This is a genomic window from Sphingobacterium micropteri (genome assembly GCF_014692515.1).
GTDB lineage: Bacteria > Bacteroidota > Bacteroidia > Sphingobacteriales > Sphingobacteriaceae > Sphingobacterium > Sphingobacterium micropteri.
In genome coordinates, this window is sequence record NZ_JACOIK010000001.1 from 389,126 (window position 1) to 406,735 (window position 17,610).

The 17,610-nt window shown below is 41.1% G+C and carries 15 protein-coding genes; 6 read left to right on the forward strand and 9 right to left on the reverse strand.

Annotated elements, in window-relative coordinates; genetic code table 11:
* Positions 1-120: 120 nt before the first annotated feature.
* Complete coding sequence (locus tag H8B06_RS01680; protein WP_190992534.1) at positions 121-1,299, forward strand: sialidase family protein; 1,179 nt, start codon at positions 121-123, stop codon at positions 1,297-1,299.
* A gap of 12 nt (positions 1,300-1,311) precedes the next feature.
* Here H8B06_RS01680 and H8B06_RS01685 read toward each other — a convergent pair whose 3' ends face one another.
* Both H8B06_RS01685 and H8B06_RS01690 read right to left on the reverse strand, forming a co-directional pair.
* Positions 1,312-2,034: an SDR family NAD(P)-dependent oxidoreductase gene (locus H8B06_RS01685; protein WP_317170821.1), complete on the reverse strand. Its 723-nt coding sequence runs from the start codon at positions 2,032-2,034 to the stop codon at positions 1,312-1,314.
* A gap of 58 nt (positions 2,035-2,092) precedes the next feature.
* Positions 2,093-3,166, reverse strand: coding sequence for a mandelate racemase/muconate lactonizing enzyme family protein (locus H8B06_RS01690; RefSeq protein ID WP_190992536.1), 1,074 nt, complete (start codon positions 3,164-3,166; stop codon positions 2,093-2,095).
* A 177-nt stretch (positions 3,167-3,343) separates the two neighbouring features.
* Between H8B06_RS01690 and H8B06_RS01695 the strand changes: the two genes are divergently transcribed.
* A complete protein-coding gene (locus H8B06_RS01695) occupies positions 3,344-4,018 on the forward strand; it encodes a DUF2490 domain-containing protein (RefSeq protein WP_190992537.1) in 675 nt (224 codons plus the stop codon).
* 126 nt (positions 4,019-4,144) lie between these two features.
* On the opposite strand, the gene H8B06_RS01700 is transcribed toward H8B06_RS01695, so the two are convergent.
* From H8B06_RS01700 to H8B06_RS01715, 4 genes are all read right to left on the reverse strand, one after another.
* Positions 4,145-5,563 carry an efflux transporter outer membrane subunit gene (locus H8B06_RS01700; RefSeq protein ID WP_190992538.1) on the reverse strand — a complete coding sequence of 473 codons (1,419 nt, stop codon included), beginning with the start codon at positions 5,561-5,563 and terminating at the stop codon, positions 4,145-4,147.
* A 54-nt stretch (positions 5,564-5,617) separates the two neighbouring features.
* The gene (locus H8B06_RS01705; protein WP_190992539.1) at positions 5,618-8,815 is read right to left on the reverse strand and encodes an efflux RND transporter permease subunit; all 3,198 of its coding nucleotides are present in this window, start codon (positions 8,813-8,815) and stop codon (positions 5,618-5,620) included.
* 21 nt (positions 8,816-8,836) lie between these two features.
* Positions 8,837-9,925 carry an efflux RND transporter periplasmic adaptor subunit gene (locus H8B06_RS01710; protein WP_317170822.1) on the reverse strand — a complete coding sequence of 363 codons (1,089 nt, stop codon included), beginning with the start codon at positions 9,923-9,925 and terminating at the stop codon, positions 8,837-8,839.
* Between the two features lie 279 nt (positions 9,926-10,204).
* Positions 10,205-10,804 (reverse strand): TetR/AcrR family transcriptional regulator, encoded by a 600-nt coding sequence (locus H8B06_RS01715; protein ID WP_130140822.1) that lies wholly within the window; start codon positions 10,802-10,804, stop codon positions 10,205-10,207.
* 385 nt (positions 10,805-11,189) lie between these two features.
* Between H8B06_RS01715 and H8B06_RS01720 the strand changes: the two genes are divergently transcribed.
* On the forward strand, positions 11,190-11,597 hold the full coding sequence (locus H8B06_RS01720; protein WP_190992541.1) for a VOC family protein: 408 nt from the start codon (positions 11,190-11,192) through the stop codon (positions 11,595-11,597).
* A 61-nt stretch (positions 11,598-11,658) separates the two neighbouring features.
* On the opposite strand, the gene H8B06_RS01725 is transcribed toward H8B06_RS01720, so the two are convergent.
* The gene (locus H8B06_RS01725; protein ID WP_190992542.1) at positions 11,659-13,194 is read right to left on the reverse strand and encodes a family 43 glycosylhydrolase; all 1,536 of its coding nucleotides are present in this window, start codon (positions 13,192-13,194) and stop codon (positions 11,659-11,661) included.
* 164 nt (positions 13,195-13,358) lie between these two features.
* Between H8B06_RS01725 and H8B06_RS01730 the strand changes: the two genes are divergently transcribed.
* From H8B06_RS01730 to H8B06_RS01740, 3 genes are all read left to right on the forward strand, one after another.
* Positions 13,359-13,811 carry a GNAT family N-acetyltransferase gene (locus H8B06_RS01730; protein ID WP_190992543.1) on the forward strand — a complete coding sequence of 151 codons (453 nt, stop codon included), beginning with the start codon at positions 13,359-13,361 and terminating at the stop codon, positions 13,809-13,811.
* A gap of 86 nt (positions 13,812-13,897) precedes the next feature.
* Positions 13,898-14,209 carry a hypothetical protein gene (locus H8B06_RS01735; RefSeq protein WP_130140818.1) on the forward strand — a complete coding sequence of 104 codons (312 nt, stop codon included), beginning with the start codon at positions 13,898-13,900 and terminating at the stop codon, positions 14,207-14,209.
* Positions 14,197-14,880: an ATP-binding cassette domain-containing protein gene (locus H8B06_RS01740; RefSeq protein ID WP_190992544.1), complete on the forward strand. Its 684-nt coding sequence runs from the start codon at positions 14,197-14,199 to the stop codon at positions 14,878-14,880. Before H8B06_RS01735 ends, H8B06_RS01740 begins: the two co-directional genes overlap by 13 nt.
* A gap of 162 nt (positions 14,881-15,042) precedes the next feature.
* Here H8B06_RS01740 and H8B06_RS01745 read toward each other — a convergent pair whose 3' ends face one another.
* Positions 15,043-15,402: a VOC family protein gene (locus tag H8B06_RS01745; protein WP_190992545.1), complete on the reverse strand. Its 360-nt coding sequence runs from the start codon at positions 15,400-15,402 to the stop codon at positions 15,043-15,045.
* 166 nt (positions 15,403-15,568) lie between these two features.
* A complete protein-coding gene (locus H8B06_RS01750; protein ID WP_190992546.1) occupies positions 15,569-17,188 on the reverse strand; it encodes a family 43 glycosylhydrolase in 1,620 nt (539 codons plus the stop codon).
* Positions 17,189-17,610 lie beyond the last annotated feature (422 nt).

Below are 17,610 nucleotides of genomic sequence, written 5' to 3' on the forward strand. Positions count from 1 at the left end.
GCTAACGCGATTTTGCATGCAAAGATGTTGTCGATATGCGCAAATTTTCTACAGAAAATCACGTATTTTAGTTGCTATGTTTGTGATTATTATAAATCGTGATCAGAAAAATCATATCGTATGAGCCCAAATAAGTTCACCAGTATACAGCATCTTCGCGTGATGGTTATCACACTTCTCCTTTTTAACGGAATTTTAAATGCGCAGATACAACCAGAAAAGGCCGTAAAGCATCAAGCAGGTATTCTTTTAGAAGAGTTTTTGTTTATAGAAGCGGATTTTCCGTCTTGTCATTCGGCAACGATTGTGGAGTTAGCTAACAAGGAATTGCTTTGTACGTATTTTGGTGGAACGTATGAGCGACATCCAGATGTGGAGATTCGTTTACAACGTAAGAAGTTGGATGGTACGTGGACTCCTCCGATATCTGTTGCACATGGTATTCAGCCAGATGGAGAGCGGTTCCCAACGTGGAATCCGGTATTGTTTCAGCCCAAAGGGGAAGATCTTATGTTGTATTATAAAGTCGGACCTAATCCAAGGGAGTGGTGGGGTGAATTTATAACATCTAAAGATAATGGTCATACCTGGAGTAAGCCGCAGCGGCTGAAAGATAAACTCCTAGGACCGATTAAAAATAAACCGATACAGTTGTCGGATGGGACTATTCTATCGGGATCCAGCGACGAGAATGATGGATGGAAGGCGCATGTGGAGCGAAGTACGGATGGCGGTAAAAGTTGGTCGTTTATTGGTCCATTGAATGACGGCAAGAAAATGGCCGCGATACAGCCTGCTTTGTTGACCCATGAAAACGGTAGTATTCAGATGCTTAGCCGTACGAATACCAGTGGCGCGGAACGGATCACCGAGACTTGGTCTACGGATGGGGGCTTAACGTGGTCGGAAATGACCTGGACGACGTTACCTAATAACAATTCGGGTTTGGATGCGGTTACGTTGAAAGATGGTAGGCACCTATTGATTTATAACCACTCGACGCGTGATCAAGAAGGTATGGGACATAAAGGAAGAGGGGTGTTAAACTTGGCGGTAAGTAAGGACGGTAAGGTGTGGGAGGCCGCTTTGATGTTGGATTATATCGATGAACCGGAGAAACAATATTCGTATCCCTCAATCATCCAGACATCGGATGGCCTCGTGCATATCGTATATACTTGGCATCGGGAACGTATCAAGCATGTGGTAGTGGATCCCAACCAGCTGGTGACGTTTCCGATTATTGATGGGCAATGGCCGCTTGAGGATATTCCCTTGGTCATCAGTACAGAAAAATAATGAATTAACTATTTAGAATCCAAGCGCTAATGCGCCACCATCAACGCTAAAGTCTTGTCCTGTTATATAAGTTGCAGCAGGTGACGCCAAAAAGCATGTCATCGCAGACAACTCCTCTGGACGGCCAAAGCGATGTAGCGGCATTCTATTTAATATTTTTGATTTTCTATCTGCGTCCATCACCTGTTGATTCATCAGGGAAGGAAACCATCCCGGTGAAATCGAATTGACAAGAATATTGTCACTACTCCATTCCACTGCTAATCCTCTGGTAATACCTAACACCGCAGATTTGGAAGAGGAATAAGGGACCACTTCGGAAAAACCAAGATAGGATGCCATAGAGGCAATATTGATGATCCTCCCCGTATGGTTAGATTTTTTTAAAAACGGATACGCCGCTTGAGAACATCTGAAAACGCCATCTACATTTACATCGTGAATAGCTCGCCATTGTTCTTCACTGATTTCCTCCGCCCTTAGTCGCTGTGTTATACCAGCGTTGTTTACCAACACATCGATTCCACCAGACGCACCGATTTCGTCGAATTTGTGACGGATATCTACTAAAGAAGAAACGTCAAGGCTATCAAAATGGATGTTCTCGGGAATAGTTGTTTCTACTTCAACTTTTGGTTTTCCTGTCCGACTTAATGCAAAGACAGTTGCACCACAGTTGGCTAATGCGATTGCTTGATGCAATCCCAAACCACTGGAAGCACCTGTAACAATCACTCGTAACCCGTTTAATGAATAAATTTTTTCAAGATAATTCATGACTTTGTTCGGATTATTATAATTCAACTAAATATTTATCTTTAAAGGAAAAACCCCATCCAGGTCGATTATGAGGGCGTGCCATTCCGTTGTCAATTTTTAACGGATGATCTATTAGCGGATCTATCCAGTCAAATGATTCGGCTCCCCTGCCATTACTGATAGTACATAATAGCGGTACGTCGTAATCCTTATAATAATGGGGGAGTACCGGAATATGATTGCTTTTTGCCAACGCTGCACTGTCACGCCATGCTTCTACGCCACCCAAGCGTAAGATATCCGGTTGCCATATATCGATGGCATTTAGTCTGATAAGTTCCCGAAGAGGCAGGGTGCTATATTCCCGTTCACCCATCGCAATTGATATTCCGGCCTGGTTGCGAAGCAATTGATATCCATGGAAATCATTATGGTCAATTGGTTCTTCGAACCAGTTAATATCCAATTGCCGAGCTGCCCTCGCTAAGGATAGTGCCTCCGGTACTTTCATGCCTTGGTTTGCATCCATCATAATCGCGATGTTGTTTCCTACTGCTTCCCGAACGTATCTTAATCGCTCCAAATCCTCCTTCCAATCCGGTTTGCCAACTTTAATTTTTACGGCTGTAAAACCTCGCTTTTTGTAATCGCTGACTTCTGCAACAAGTTCCTCAATGGTGTAAGAACTCCAACCCCCGCTTCCATAGATAGGAACAAGCTGTGCTGATCCTCCCAAGATTTTCCAAATGGGTTGTTGCAATATTTTGCTCCATGCATCCCACATCGCTATATTGAAAGCAGATTGTGCCCACCTGTTAATGCCTTCTATCCCGAAGTATTCATTATGCTGATTTATCCGTTCAAAACAATCGACGGTATGGTGTACATCTTCTCCGATTAACATTTCACCGACATCTTTCAAAGCGCCAACGATAGCTCTCGGACTGTATTGAAAGCTTAGAAGATAAGATTCTCCTATTATCCCCGAGACGGTCTCCACCCGTAGCACGATAAATGAGATTTCTGTCAATTTGTGTGTGGCATCGGATATCGGTTTGTTTAAGGCAGCCGCTGCTTTGAATATCGTGTAATGTTTAATCTTAGTCATGGAAAAATATTTACCTAATTCCCAAAATTATCAAAAAACGCTATTTACAGCAAATACGCAAAATATCTTTTTTTCCGCTATCTTCAAAAAGTTTGACATCAAGCGGGTTAAAAAAATACACATTTTTGTTACAAGAAATTGGATAGGATTTTTGAATCTATCTATTATTTTTAAGGAATGAGAATATTTTTCGGAACGTTAATCGGCATTTTTATCACATCGCTCTCTTTTGCACAAAAGGATCCACAGGGCTGGTTGATATACTTCGGGCAGACTAAAATCAAAACAAGTAAATTTGCAATCCATCATGAACTTCAGCTGCGAGATCATCAGTTGATGGGGGATCACAATCAGACTCTTCTTCGTATTGGACTTCAATATCAAGCTAAACCGTATCTATGGACAACGGTGGGTTATGGTTTTATATATAACGAGCAGGCAGGAAGTCCTAATAGACCTTTCCATGAAAATAGAATATACCAGGAATTGCTTTTTTCGCATAAGGCGTCGCGTGCTAGTATACGACATCGGGTTCGTCTGGAGGAACGCTTTATAGAAGATAGGGACTTTTCAGGCCGTTTTCGCTATTGCCTTTTCGCGGATATTCCATTTACACCCCATGGATTGGGTGCCAAAGGATGGTATGCCGCTATGTATGATGAAATCTTCTTAAACCTATCGAATGATGATGACATGCACGTTTTTGACAGAAACCGTGCTTACCTAGGTTTAGGTTATAAAATATCTGATGGTTTAGGAATACAATTGGGGTATATGTATCAAAATGTAGGAACGGCAAAGGGAACCAATCATGCGCTGTTATCGGTGCATCATCAGGTCAAATGGAAATAAGGAAAGATAGACAATAAATTGACAGCTCAAGGTTCTATATTGCCCTATTTGGATGAGATAGAATAAATCCCCATGGGATCAATTTTTGAGACAGGCCTTCTTTTTAAACCTGTCTCATTTTAATGTTTAATTAGACCAACCTCCTCCGAGCGATCGATATAGATCTACAACAGCGACAAGTTCTGCCTTATGGATCTGTATCAATTCCAATTCACTCTGTAATGCGTTACTTTGTGCAGTGATGACTTCCAGATAGGTGGCGCTACCGGTTTCGAAAAGTAAATCAGCATGCTTAACAGCCTTTTTTAATCGACTTGTTTTGTCCTGTACGATCTCCTGTCTTTCTTTTAGTTTTTGTATAGAGATCAAAGCATCCGACACTTCACTTACCGCGTTGACAACAGACTGCCGGAACCGAATGACACTATTTTCATATTCAACGCGTGCGATTTCGTATTGCGTCTTTAACTCTTTTCGTTGAAAAACAGGCTGTGTCACGCTCCCTGCTACAGCTCCAAAAAGAGACGCCGGAATATTAAACCAGTTGCTGACTTTAAAAGCATTGACACCGGCTTGCGCGGTAATGGATAAAGAAGGGTATAGCTGTGCTTTAGCGACCTGATGATAAGCCTGTGACGCCGTTACCGATAATTCAGCTTGTTTAACATCAGGACGCTTGCTCAATAATTCGGCAGGAACACCTACAGCTAGGTCTGTGGGAAGATTGACAGCATTCAATGTCGTCACGGTACGTATTCCTTTAGGAAACTCACCGCTGAGTGAGCGCAAAGCGTTTTCCTGAAGCAAGATCTGTTGCTGAAAATCGGGAATCAGCGAAGCCGCAGCCTGTCGTTGTGCAGCAACCTGCTCTAAGGCCAATAGGCTGATATCACCGACTTCATATTGGTACTGTGCCACTTGAAGTGTGCTGTCGCTCAACTGTAAACTCTGTTGGGCGATTTCTTGGAGTCGGTAGAGCATAAGTAGCTGATAATATCCCTTCGCGACCTGATTAACCAGTTGCGTCTGAATTGCTTTTCTAGCCTCTTCGGTTTGTAAATATGATGCAAGTGCAACCGTCTTTTTGCTCTTAATCTTACCCCATATGTCAGCCTCCCATGATAAACCTAATCCAATGGTGTAGTCTTCGATATGGTTTTGTCCCAAAAACTGGCCTAAACTTAACCCGTTTAGGCTATTGTTGGAGGGATTGGTACTATTAGCCTGCACTTGTAATTGTAAACTGGGCAGATGTCCTGCTTTAGCCTGGGTGAACATCAGCTGTGCAGATTCGATATTCTGGAGCGCGAGCTGCATATCCATGTTCTGTTGTAGAGCGGTATCGATTAGCTGCTGTAACACCGTATCTTGAAAGAATTCCCACCAAGGAACATTACCTATACTGCTATCTGCATCCACTAATTGCTCGCTACGAAAGGAAATAGGAGGCGAGAGTGTGATGTCTTTGCTGAGCTTTTTGGTTTGGCACGCCCACAATGAAGCGGAAATAGCCAAGGAAAAGAGAAAACTGCTTTTTATTTTCATCTGTATATGATTTTTTTAATGGTGATGAAGCTATGAGATTTATTCATTTTAAAATTAAGCGTGTACGGATGTTGTATCAGCAAGGGCAAGTTCTGCGTGATGAGAAGACAATGAATTTTTGCTAGCTCCAGATTCACTGATACGCTCTTGAAGATATTGGAATACGATAAATAATATCGGAATAATAAAAAGCCCAAATACTACGCCTGCCATCATACCTCCTGCAGCAGCTATACTGATTGCATGATTTCCTTGTGCAGATGGACCCACAGCACCCATCATAGGGATCATACCGACAATAAAAGCAAGCGATGTCATAATAATGGGACGAAGGCGCAGTTTAGCGGCTGCTAAGGCAGCTTTGACAATAGGCAATCCCCGTTTTCTACCCTGAACAGCAAATTCCACGATAAGGATAGCATTTTTTGCCAATAATCCAATAAGCATCACGAGGGCTACCTGTACGTAAATATTATTGGATATGTCGGTTAATCCAATAGCAGCGAACACGCCGAATATACCGGTAGGGATAGATAAAATTACGGACAAGGGGATAATATAACTCTCATATTGTGCGGCAAGTAAAAAGTAAACGAATACAAGACATAGGATAAAAATGATCGTAGATTGCCCTCCTGAAACCAGTTCTTCTTTGGTCATTCCTGAGAATTCATACGTATAACCTGTAGGCAATTGTTCACGAGCAACTTCCTCAACGGCTCGTATAGCGTCGCCAGAACTATAGCCCGGTTTCGGAATCGCATTAATGCTGATAGAATTAAAAAGATTGTATCGAGATGCCGTTTCGGGACCGTATACCCGTTGCAATTGAACGAGTGTATTCATGGGGACCATATCGCCGTTTTGGTTTTTAACGTATATACCGTCCATGGCGGATGGTTCCGTACGGTTTGTGAAATCAGCCTGTACCATAACGCGATAGTATTTGCCGAAACGATTGAAATCGGAGGCTTGTGCACTACCGAAATAGACCTGCATCGTGTGGAGGATATCACTCGTCCGAACGCCTAGTTGTTCCGCCTTTATGTCGTCAACTAGCAATTCGTACTGCGGATAATCAGCTCTAAAAGTCGTAAAAGCCATTGCAATTTCCGGGCGCTGCATCAGTTGTCCGATGAACCCTTGTCCGATGTCACTAAACTTTTGCAGCTCGCCTCCAGTACGATCTTGTAACACCATATCCAAGCCATCGACATTACTAAATCCCGGTACAGTAGGGAAGGTAAATACAAAGAAATTCGCGCCCTTAATGTTAGACAATTTTTGATTAACATCATCCATAATAGCATCGATATTTTTAATTTCTCCGCGCTCCTCGTGTCGCTTAAGCAGGATAAAGGCTACACCGGCTGAAGGACTTGTGGATTGTGTCAGGATATTAAATCCTGCCATCACGTTGAGTGTTTTGGTAAAGGAAGCATGTTGAAGCTGTTGTTCTGCTTCTTTTAAAGCTTGCGATGTTCTGTCCAATGATGCTCCTGCAGGCATCGATAAGGAGATCGCGATAAAACCCTGATCTTCCGAAGGAATAAAACTTGTTGGTGTTCTCTGTATCATAAAGATGGTCAAAAGGATTAATAAGGCTAATCCCGAAAAGCCCACCCATTTGTGACGGACCAAAAAGCGCAGACTCCCCACGTAATTTCGTGTTAACTTTTCGAAACCTACGTTAAACCCAGCGAAGAACTTATCCTTGAAACCGAGCTGTTTACCGTTTGTATTGCCATGATGTACAGGTTTTAGAAACAGGGCACAAAGTGCAGGACTTAGGGTCAAGGCATTGACAGCTGAGATGACAATAGCGATTGCTAACGTGAAAGCAAATTGTCGATAAAATACCCCCGTAGATCCTTCCATAAAACCAATAGGAAGGAATACGGCTGACATCACCAGTGTAATGGATATAATCGCACCTGTTATTTCTCCCATCGCGGATGTGGTGGCTAACTTGGGCGGCAAATGTGTATGCTCCATTTTACTGTGTACCGCTTCGACAACGACAATGGCATCATCGACAACAATACCAATAGCTAACACGAGCGCAAACAGCGTAAGCAAATTGATGGAGAAACCGAAAAGCTGCATAAAAAAGAACGTTCCGATAATGGCCACTGGCACCGCTATTGCCGGAATTAAGGTGGATCGGAAATCTTGTAAGAACAAGAACACAACCAGAAAGACCAAAATAAATGCTTCTATTAATGTGTGTTTTACCTGATCAATAGATTGATCAAGCGCATCTTTCGTATTATAGAGTACAAGATGCTTGACGCCGTTGGGAAAGTTGAGTGACGCTTTGTCCATAAATTCTTGTATGGCAATCTGGATTTCATTGGCGTTGGAACCTGCCAACTGCATAATGCCGATATTCAATCCAGCCTTACCATCAATGCGTGTGTGGCTGGCGTAGGTGTACGATCCCAATTCAACTCGGGCAACATCCTTTAGCCGTAATACAGATCCATCGGTATTAGAACGGATAATGATATTTTCGTATTCGGCGGGTTGGTCGAGTTTTCCCTTGTATTTAATGATAAACTCAAATGCCTCTTTGCTATTTTCACCAAACCTACCCGGAGCAGCTTCCATATTTTTGTCTTGTATGGCCGCCATTACTTCAGCTGGTGTCAACTTGTATGTCGCCATTCGGTTGGGATCTAACCAAACACGCATCGAATAGTCTTTACTACCGCCGAAGGCGATCGCTTGCCCAACTCCCGGAATTCGTTTGAGCTCTGGAATGATATTAATCTGCGCATAATTTGTAATAAATGTTTGATCATATTTTGTTTCATCTTCGGTATAGAGGTCCAGTACCATGATCAAACTGTTTTGCTGCTTTGCTGTTGTAATACCCGCTTGGACAACTTCGGTAGGCAACTGACTGGTGGCTTGGGAAACACGGTTTTGTACATTCACGGCAGCTTGATCAGGATCCGTGCCTAATTTGAAATATACCGTAATCATTAGAGAACCGTCGTTACTGGCGGTTGAACTCATGTAACTCATGTTTTCGACACCGTTGATGGATTCTTCTAATGATGGAGCTACCGCACGTAATACCGTTTCTGCATTTGCTCCTGGGTATAATGCTGTAACTTGAACAGCGGGTGGAGCAATATCGGGAAACTGCTGTAATGGAAGTTTCAGGATACCTATGATTCCTAAAATGACAAGTATGATAGATATAACCGTAGCGAGGACGGGGCGCTCTATAAATTTTTTGAACATATTGTGTTGAAGTTAACGAGATTAATAAATAATTTCTTTAGTTGTGTTTTGAGGCGTGATAACTTGTCCGTCCTGTAGTAGATCGATACCTTTATATACAATGCGGTCTCCTACCTTTATCCCTTTTTCGACCAAGTAATTTTCGCCACTTTTCCCAACAATTGTAATGGGTTGCTGACTTACTTTATTGTCATCGTTCAACTTGTATACGAAGATTTTATCTTGGATTTCTATCGTTGCTAATTGCGGAATAAGCAATGCCTCTAAGTAATGTTTCTCCAAGCGAATTTTGCCAGTATTACCGTTCCGTAAAACTCCTTCTGGATTAGGGAAGGTAGCACGAAGTGTAATTGCTCCGGTGTTCTTATCGAATTGTCCATCGACCATGTCTATTTTTCCAGTATGCTCATATACACTTCGATCAGATAGCAGCAGCGTGACGGGAGGTAACTGTTGTAATTTTTGTTCTAAAGTTTCTCCCTTTGTATCACTTTTAAAGGCAATGAAATCGTTCTCTCCAAGTGAAAAATAAACATGTAATGTCTGTACATCCGATAGTTGTGTGAGAGGTTCGCTGTCTAATGGACTGACCAAGCTGCCCTGTTTCTTTAGTAATCGACCTATGTAACCTGTCGTGGTAGCTCTAATCTCTGTGTAACCTAAGTTGATTTTTGCGGCTTCGACAATTGATTTTGCCTGTTCTACATTTGCTTTCGCAACTTGATGAGCGCTAACCGCTGTCTTCAACTGAAAATCAGTAAGTACTTTGTTGGCAACAAGACGTGTCTTTTTTTCAACTTCTAGGGCCGTATTTTCTAAAGCCGCTTCAGCTGCCTGTAAATTTGCTTTAGCTTGATTGAGTTGTTCCTGATAAAGACGGTCATTTATCTTGAACAAAAGTTGACCTTTCTGTGCTTTAGCACCCTCATCTATATAAATCCGATCGAGTGTTCCTTCTACTTGTGGTCGAACTTCAATTATAGAAGCTCCTTCGATAGACGCCGGATATTCTTGATAAACGATCTGATCTTCACTGTCTAAAGTAACTACTGGCAGTTCAGGCGGGGCTGATATAACGGGCTTGCTGGTACCTGTAGTACAGCTGTACAAAAAAAGTACGCTTAAAATATATAGGCTTTTTACGAGGTTAAATTGTCTAACAGTGTTAAGTAATAGAGCCTTTACGTACTGAAAATGGATGGATACTTGCTTTTTCATTTAATAAATATTGTTTTTTTTAATTGTATGGGCTAGATGGGTATTAACGATCGCAGATTTACATATTCTTACAATGGGACCGTTATATTTTATCTATTTAAGATTTTATTATGTTTATTTTATTTAACAGTGTTAAATTTTATAACGTTGTATGTTTTTGTGTAAAAAAAATTAATCGTTCAGTGAACGGGTGATGCCATAGATAGCATCCTTGAGTACCTGTTGATTGGTCGCATCTCCATTTCCTTTGTTAACCAAATTAATGGAAATCAACCCATGGATAACAGACCAGTATGTGAAATATTTTCGACAAATTAGATCCTCCGAAGGCTGTTGCTCGGCCATAACTTCACGGATTACCCCCGCGATAAGGTCACCAAAAGAAGGAGACCTTTTTTCGCTTTTGTCTGCGCCGCAGCAAGCTGTTCCCACGCCAAACATTAATTGGTAAAGTTCCCGTTCTTCAAAAGCAAAGTCCCAATAACTAAACCACATTGCTTCCAGCTGTTTTTCTAATGTGCTCTCGTTAGCCTGGGCTTGTTTGACTCTTTTTGCCAATAAAAGATGACCTTGCTTTGTTAGCTCATTTAAAATAGCTTCTTTATTTGCAAAGTATTCATAAATCATGGGCGCGGTATATTCGATAATATCCGCGATTTTGCGCATACTTAGTGCTTGCCATCCCTCTTCTTTGACAATTTGAAGGGACGCTTCCAAAATGGAATTTCGATTCTCGTCTTTAAGTCGCTGAATACGCTCTTTGCTACCCATGTTTTAATTGCATAAAATTATTTAACACTGTTAGACAAAATTGCATATTTTTATTTTTCACAGTGACATACGAATGTCATTAAATCAACACGACATGCTTTTGGGTATTCGTTTGTAAAACTTCCTGCAATCTATGCTTTGTTATGCAAAAAAGGAAAAGATAGAATGTCGCTTTATTCGTGTCAAAATTTGTAATTAATAAAGTCTCGCAGAGTGGATATCAATGGATAAGAAAACCGCGGTAAAGAATGATTTCTTGCCATAAGACAAGCTGACAAAATCTGAAATATAATAACTTGTGAAAAACTTAGGTGGTTTAATTTGGAACAGACAGTCCCTAGAAAGCTAGCTTACAATATACCATTAACAATTAAATAGCAATAAAATGGCAAAACAAGTTTTTATCAACTTAGCAGTAAAAGACTTACAAAAGTCAGTGGAATTTTATACGGCGTTAGGTTTTACAAATAACCCTCAATTTTCGGACGAAAGTGGAAAATGTATGGTATGGAGTGACCATATTTTTGTTATGCTTTTGACACACGAAAAATTTGCAACATTTGCGACCAAACCAATTGCAGATACAAAAAACAACGTTGCCGGACTTTTTTCTTTATCGGTTGACAACATTGACGAGGTGAATAAGATCGTGACAAGTGGATTGAACGCAGGAGGAACCGAGCCCAACGAAATGAAAGATTATGGTTTTATGCAACAGCGTACCATCGAAGACGTTGACGGACACACCTGGGAGATTTTTTATATGGATATGTCAAAAATCCCAGCAGAATAATCAGCTGGACAATAAAATCCACCGCAGGAATGATCGCTCTGTATTTAATCGACCGCAGCTTTTAACCACCTGCGGGCTTGGTATCTATATAAAAACTGGTAAACAGGGCGGATTCTGTTGTTTTACCGTTAAAGAACAAACCTGGTCTCGGACTGCGGTCCCATGGAGCGATGCCTTCGATGCTGAGGGGTCTATCGGGGCTTTCTATTGGGATCCAATGATCAGATTGCCCGAAGAAAGCACGGCACTCAAGTGAGGAGGCTATCGTGATTTTCAATGCCAATTTTTTATAATCTGCAGGTAGTTCCTGTTCCGCAATCACCGTTCGGTTGTTGGGAGCCATTGTCCAAAGCTGTATTTTCTTACCCGCTACGCTAAGCCCGATAGCGCGTTCATGGTCGCCGTATAATATCAGTCCTTTGGTTGCAGTCTCGCTACTGCCCGATAGGTCAATCTCGGTACCCAAGGTATAAGCTAGCTGTGTGGGACGCTTAGTCAACGCAACACCCAGTTTATTGTTTCTTTTTGTCGTTCCCGATATGCGCAAACCTTTGTCAGATGTGGTAAAAGAAGGAGCCGCATACTGAAAATCCCATTGCCAGAAAGGTTTATACTGACCTGTAGCAATCAGGTCAAACGAGGAATCGTGACGCTGTGGTACGTCTTGGTACTCTACCAGATCAAACCGCGGCTCGTCTTTGTTCGTCCACTCGAGTTTAGCAAGTAGTCCTTCACGTCCAGTATAAACGCCACCTACTTTATTATAAGCATGCAATAGATAATAAAGCTCTTTTTCCGGATTATGCACAAAAGTACCGTGCCCCATACATTTCCAATTTTCGTTTTCACTAAGAAGGAAGTCTGTACCAACGCGTTCATAAGGACCCATTACGGATTTGGACCGTACGGCTTGTACATGATAATCACAGGAAACGCCACAACAAGCACCCGCGGAATAAAACATATAATAATAACCGTTGTGCTTGATAAAACTTTGTCCTTCTATACCTACACGTGCGGTATCCTGTAATAAGGAGAAAGGTTCGCCTTCTAATTTGAGCCCGTCATCAGAAAGCTTAGCGCCAACCAGTTCAATAGGGCGGGTGTCCAATCCGTAAGCCTTCCAAGTCATATACAGCTGATTGTCCTCCTGGACAACAAAAGCATCTATAGACTCTGTTCCATACGCCACGACAATGCCTTGATCTACAAAATCACGGTCGGGATAACGGGAGGTGGCTACGCCGATGCAAGATACACCGTCGTCTTTACGTTTGGCAGAATAATACAGATAATATGTTCCCTTGTGGTAAAAGTACTCGGGTGCCCAGAAGGAAGACGCAGTCCACTCCGGTGCCGAAGAAAACACAAACCCTACCTGTTGCCAATCCAACAGATCTTTAGAGGTATAAATTGGGAAATGCGGCGCCCATTCACTAGAAGTACCCACAGCGTAATATTGGCCGTTTGCACGTATAACCGTGGGGTCGGGAAAATCGCCGGAAATTGTCGCTGGCTGCGCACGCAAAGGTGTGATGAATGATAGGTTGAGTACATAATAAAAGACGATAAGAAAAGTCGTTTTGTAGATATTCATTATTGTTTATTATTGGGTGCAGTGAATTATATTTTTTTAAGCAGCATAAAGATAATAATTCTGGAGATAATGGTAAAATGTACCTGTCGATTATGAAGATATGATTGTGTAATTCGTAGATTTGCACTGTTATTAAAACAATAGACCGTATTTCTTAGAATTAAATGCAAAACATAACGATAAGACAAGCGAATCGAGAAGATTGTCCCCGAATTTTAGAATTGATTAAAGAGCTCGCTTTATACGAAAAGGCACCCGAAAAAGTGATCGTCACATTAGCAGAGATGGTAGAATGTGGATTCGGAAATAAACCGGTTTGGGGCGCATTAGTAGCTGAGGTAAATGGAATAATAGTCGGGATTGCCTTACACTATGACCGCTATTCAACCTGGAGTGGACGTCGTCTGTATCTAGAAGATTTAATAGTAACCGAAGGGATGCGTGGAATGGGAATAGGAAAAATGCTCTTGGACGCACTAATTGCATATGGCAAAGCCGAAGGATATAATGGAATGATATGGCAGGTATTAGACTGGAATAAACCGGCAATCGAGTTCTACAAAAAATACAATGCAGACTTCGATGCCGAATGGATAAATGTATCGGTTGAATTTTGACAACGTTATATCTGTAAAAGCTGGCGATAACCGTGTTGTATCGATAGATCCGCTATACACAGGGCGGGTTTCCAAACCGTAATTTAATGAGACTATATATTTACTATCTTAAGAATATTTTTGGGGTTAACTTTGCTCTTTCGATATTATTTGCAGCATTTGTTCCTGAATTAGTTTCCTATTCTAAAATTCCCTTCTTTTCTGCTTTTTCTTTAATATTCACAACTGTAGGATATATTGTTTCGATTTTTGCATTTGATTATTTTGGAAAGAAAACAAAATATATGTATTTTAACTTGGGAATTTCTCTTTTTCGTGTATACATATATGGTTTCTTTTTTAATTTATTATTTGTGTTAGCCCTCTATCTAGTAATAGAAAAATTATGGATGATGTAAAGGAGCTATATATCGACTCTGTTGAGTTTAGTTATGTAAATAATCGTCCGATCCTTACAGGAGCCTATTTGAAATGTAGGACAGGTGATATAATTGGATTATTAGGACGTAACGGTTGCGGTAAGTCTACGTTAATGAGAATAATTTTTGGCACCTTAAAAGCTCAACATAGTTATATTCTATTGAATGGTAAAAAAATTGAAAAACCCTATCTAACATCTAAAATTGGCTACCTTCCTCAGCATTCCTTCCTTCCAACACATGAAAGAGTCTCCTATTTAATTTGGCTCTTGGTTAAAAGTGCGACCTTAAGACAGCGGTTACTAGACGATAATCGGATTCAAACACTAAAAGATAAAAAGGTCTATCAATTATCGGGTGGGGAGTTGCGTTATTTAGAAATATGCTTATTAATATACCAACCGACGGACTTTGTACTTTTGGATGAGCCTTTTACAGGACTTGAGCCGGTATATGTACAATATATAACAGATTTAATAATACATTTTAAAGATGAAAAAGGATTCGTGATCTCCGATCATAATTACCGAAACGTACTTGATATCGCTACACAGACTATTTTGCTTCAAAATGGGGGATGTCGCCAAATTCAGGATAAAAAAGAATTGGAGTTCTTCTATGTCCCGGATGGTACATTCGATATGGACTGATTTTTACGTCTAAGTCATAAAAAAGAGCTTAATTATCTTAAATAGATATGCTGATATTTTGTAATCTTTTTATCTATGATACGATTATGTGTCGTTTCTAGCTCATCTTTTTATAATATCCATGAACCAATTTATTAGTAGTTTTTATATCTCCTTTGGATCCTATTCCGTCCAAACTGCGAGTTCGTAGCCGTCTAAATCCGTGAATTGAAAACGTTTCCCTCCCGGGAAACTGAAAATATCTTTAACGATAGTACCTCCCGCACTTATTACTTTACTTTTAGTGGCTTCAATATCTTCTGAATAGAGAACGACCAAGATACTTCCTTTGGCTGGTTCTCCATAGGTAAAGCCGCCATCGACATAGTCACCTGCAAAAGCGGTGTACGCTGCTCCATAATCAGTAAACTTCCAACCAAAACATTTGGTATAAAAGTCTTTAGCTTTAACAATATCCTTTGATAGAAATTCAAGGTATTGTATTTGCTCGTGTTTTAGTTTTTGAGAATTAATTTCAGCCATAGTATGCTATTTTATTTATTCTAGTGTTTTTCAGTGCTTAAATTTAGCCTTTTATCGATAGAATTTAACAAAAAATCTTGCTTTGTAGATTTAGCGTCTATGACTATACACATCGTTGTGAGCGTTATACTCTTGGCTTCAGTGGTCGTTTTGATAGATAAGCCTGCTAATCGACCGTTTGCCTTTTCAGCGAGACATCATCTACATAGCAAAATGCTCCGGCATTTCCCTCAGCCACAAACCCAATTTCAACGCGTCCGTGTCTAACGGGTATCTTTTCTATTGTTACCGTAGTCCATCCCTCATTCGACGTAGATATTGATTTCTTCATGATATTACCACTACTTTCGGCATACATTTCAAGCCGAGGAAATCCATTGTTATGTCTGATTTTTGCCGTTAAGTTGTAGTATCCGTCTTCCAAGTCGACGTATGGACTAGATTCGACAGTTTGCACAATTTTGCGTTTAAAATTAACAACATCACTAATCTGGAGGCTTTTTTCGCCGATCACGGTTTGTCGATCCTGCTGTGTATTGAAATAATTTAGACTGGGGGATGTAGAGTTACTGACAGACAGCTTGGTGCCCTCAATGATCGTACTTTCCCATCCGAGCAGTTGCTCCTGCACGGGTTTGACAGGGCTCGGAATCCGACGGCGGTCGGCCTCGAAGCTTCCATTTTTTATGTAATTATTTCCCTCGCCTACCTGCCATTCGCCGGTGGTCGGATTCAGGCACCATGCGCTAAGTGAATTGAAATAAGGCGTCTCTCCATCGAACGATAGGGGACACCACTGATTGTAACCGAGGCCATTGCCCGCAAAATTAGCCCATCGGTCGCCACAATAAATCACAGTCTCTTGCTTACTTCCTTTGACCTTGACAAAAAATCCGGTCTGTGTCACGTGGGCATAGTCCATTTCCGATCCGCGCAAGACCGACATCTCATTGGTTGGCGTATAAGGTCCTCTAATATCGTCCGCCACGAGGTAATACGCATACGACGAATCCCAGCCATACAGATTGGACGCAAACAGATAATATTTGCCCTTATACTTGAACATACAGTTCCCTTCGCGACCAGCACCTTTATAAACTTGTGTACAGTCCAATAAACCGACTTTCCCGTCTTTCATACCTATTTCCGATATATAAATCTTATGGCGTCCCTTTCCATAGGAATAAACAAGATAAGAGATACCGGTATCTTCATCAGTAAACACCGTCTGATCTCCTGTATTTGATGTCCCGATCGTTTCTTCCATGTTAATGCGTTGATGCCATTTAAAAGGGCCATTGGGGCTGTCGGAAACCGTTACCAATACCTCGGCATTGTGCTGTATAAACATTGCATATTTGTCAATCTCTTTGACGTAAGCTACACCTAATCGTCCGGCCCAACGGGTGTGTTGATGCTTGTCCATTTCCTCACGTATAAGGACATCCCCTTTTGATTCCCAGTTTACCAAGTCGGGGGACGTATAGCACGTTACCGAAACAAAATTATCACGGCGCGGAGTAACCGATGGGTCGTTTCGATATTGGGCAGATTCCTTGTATTGTGCACCATACCAGTAATATTTCTCTATTCCGCTTTCGGGATCTTTAAACCGGAATATACCGCCACCCTGACTGTAGATAGGAAGTCCATCTTTGGTATCCCAAAAGACATTGTTTGTAATGGACAGAAATCCTCGAGAAGTTATATCGGTCTGGCATTTACCTGTTTTGAGTATAAGCAATAACAGAACCGGGGTAATTAAAATTTTGGCCAGTGTACGCATGAACGAAATTTATTGATGGTTTACTAAACCCAAAAATAACATGTTATTTTTAAGTAGGCAACATGCGCCATCCTGTATGACTTTTGCGGGTGCTATATCGAGATCTTGATCGATGGAGGAGCATATTATTATTTGTTTGCGTGTAGATTTCCTACTGATGGGAGCTGTTTCATATAGCATCTACCTGGGTCTGATAAGGGCTAAACGAATTACGTGTCATCAATCACACTGCGGCTTTATATATATGTGCATATAATGCAGCACTATAAACCCTAAATCTATTGCCATGAATATGTTCCTTGTCCGTTATAGGCGCGACATATCAAACTACGGAGTGTATCTTCCTGCTCGATATAGGCAAAAACATGATTGTGAAAACTATCACTTTTTATAGCCATGAGCTTAGATGGCTATATTGCCAA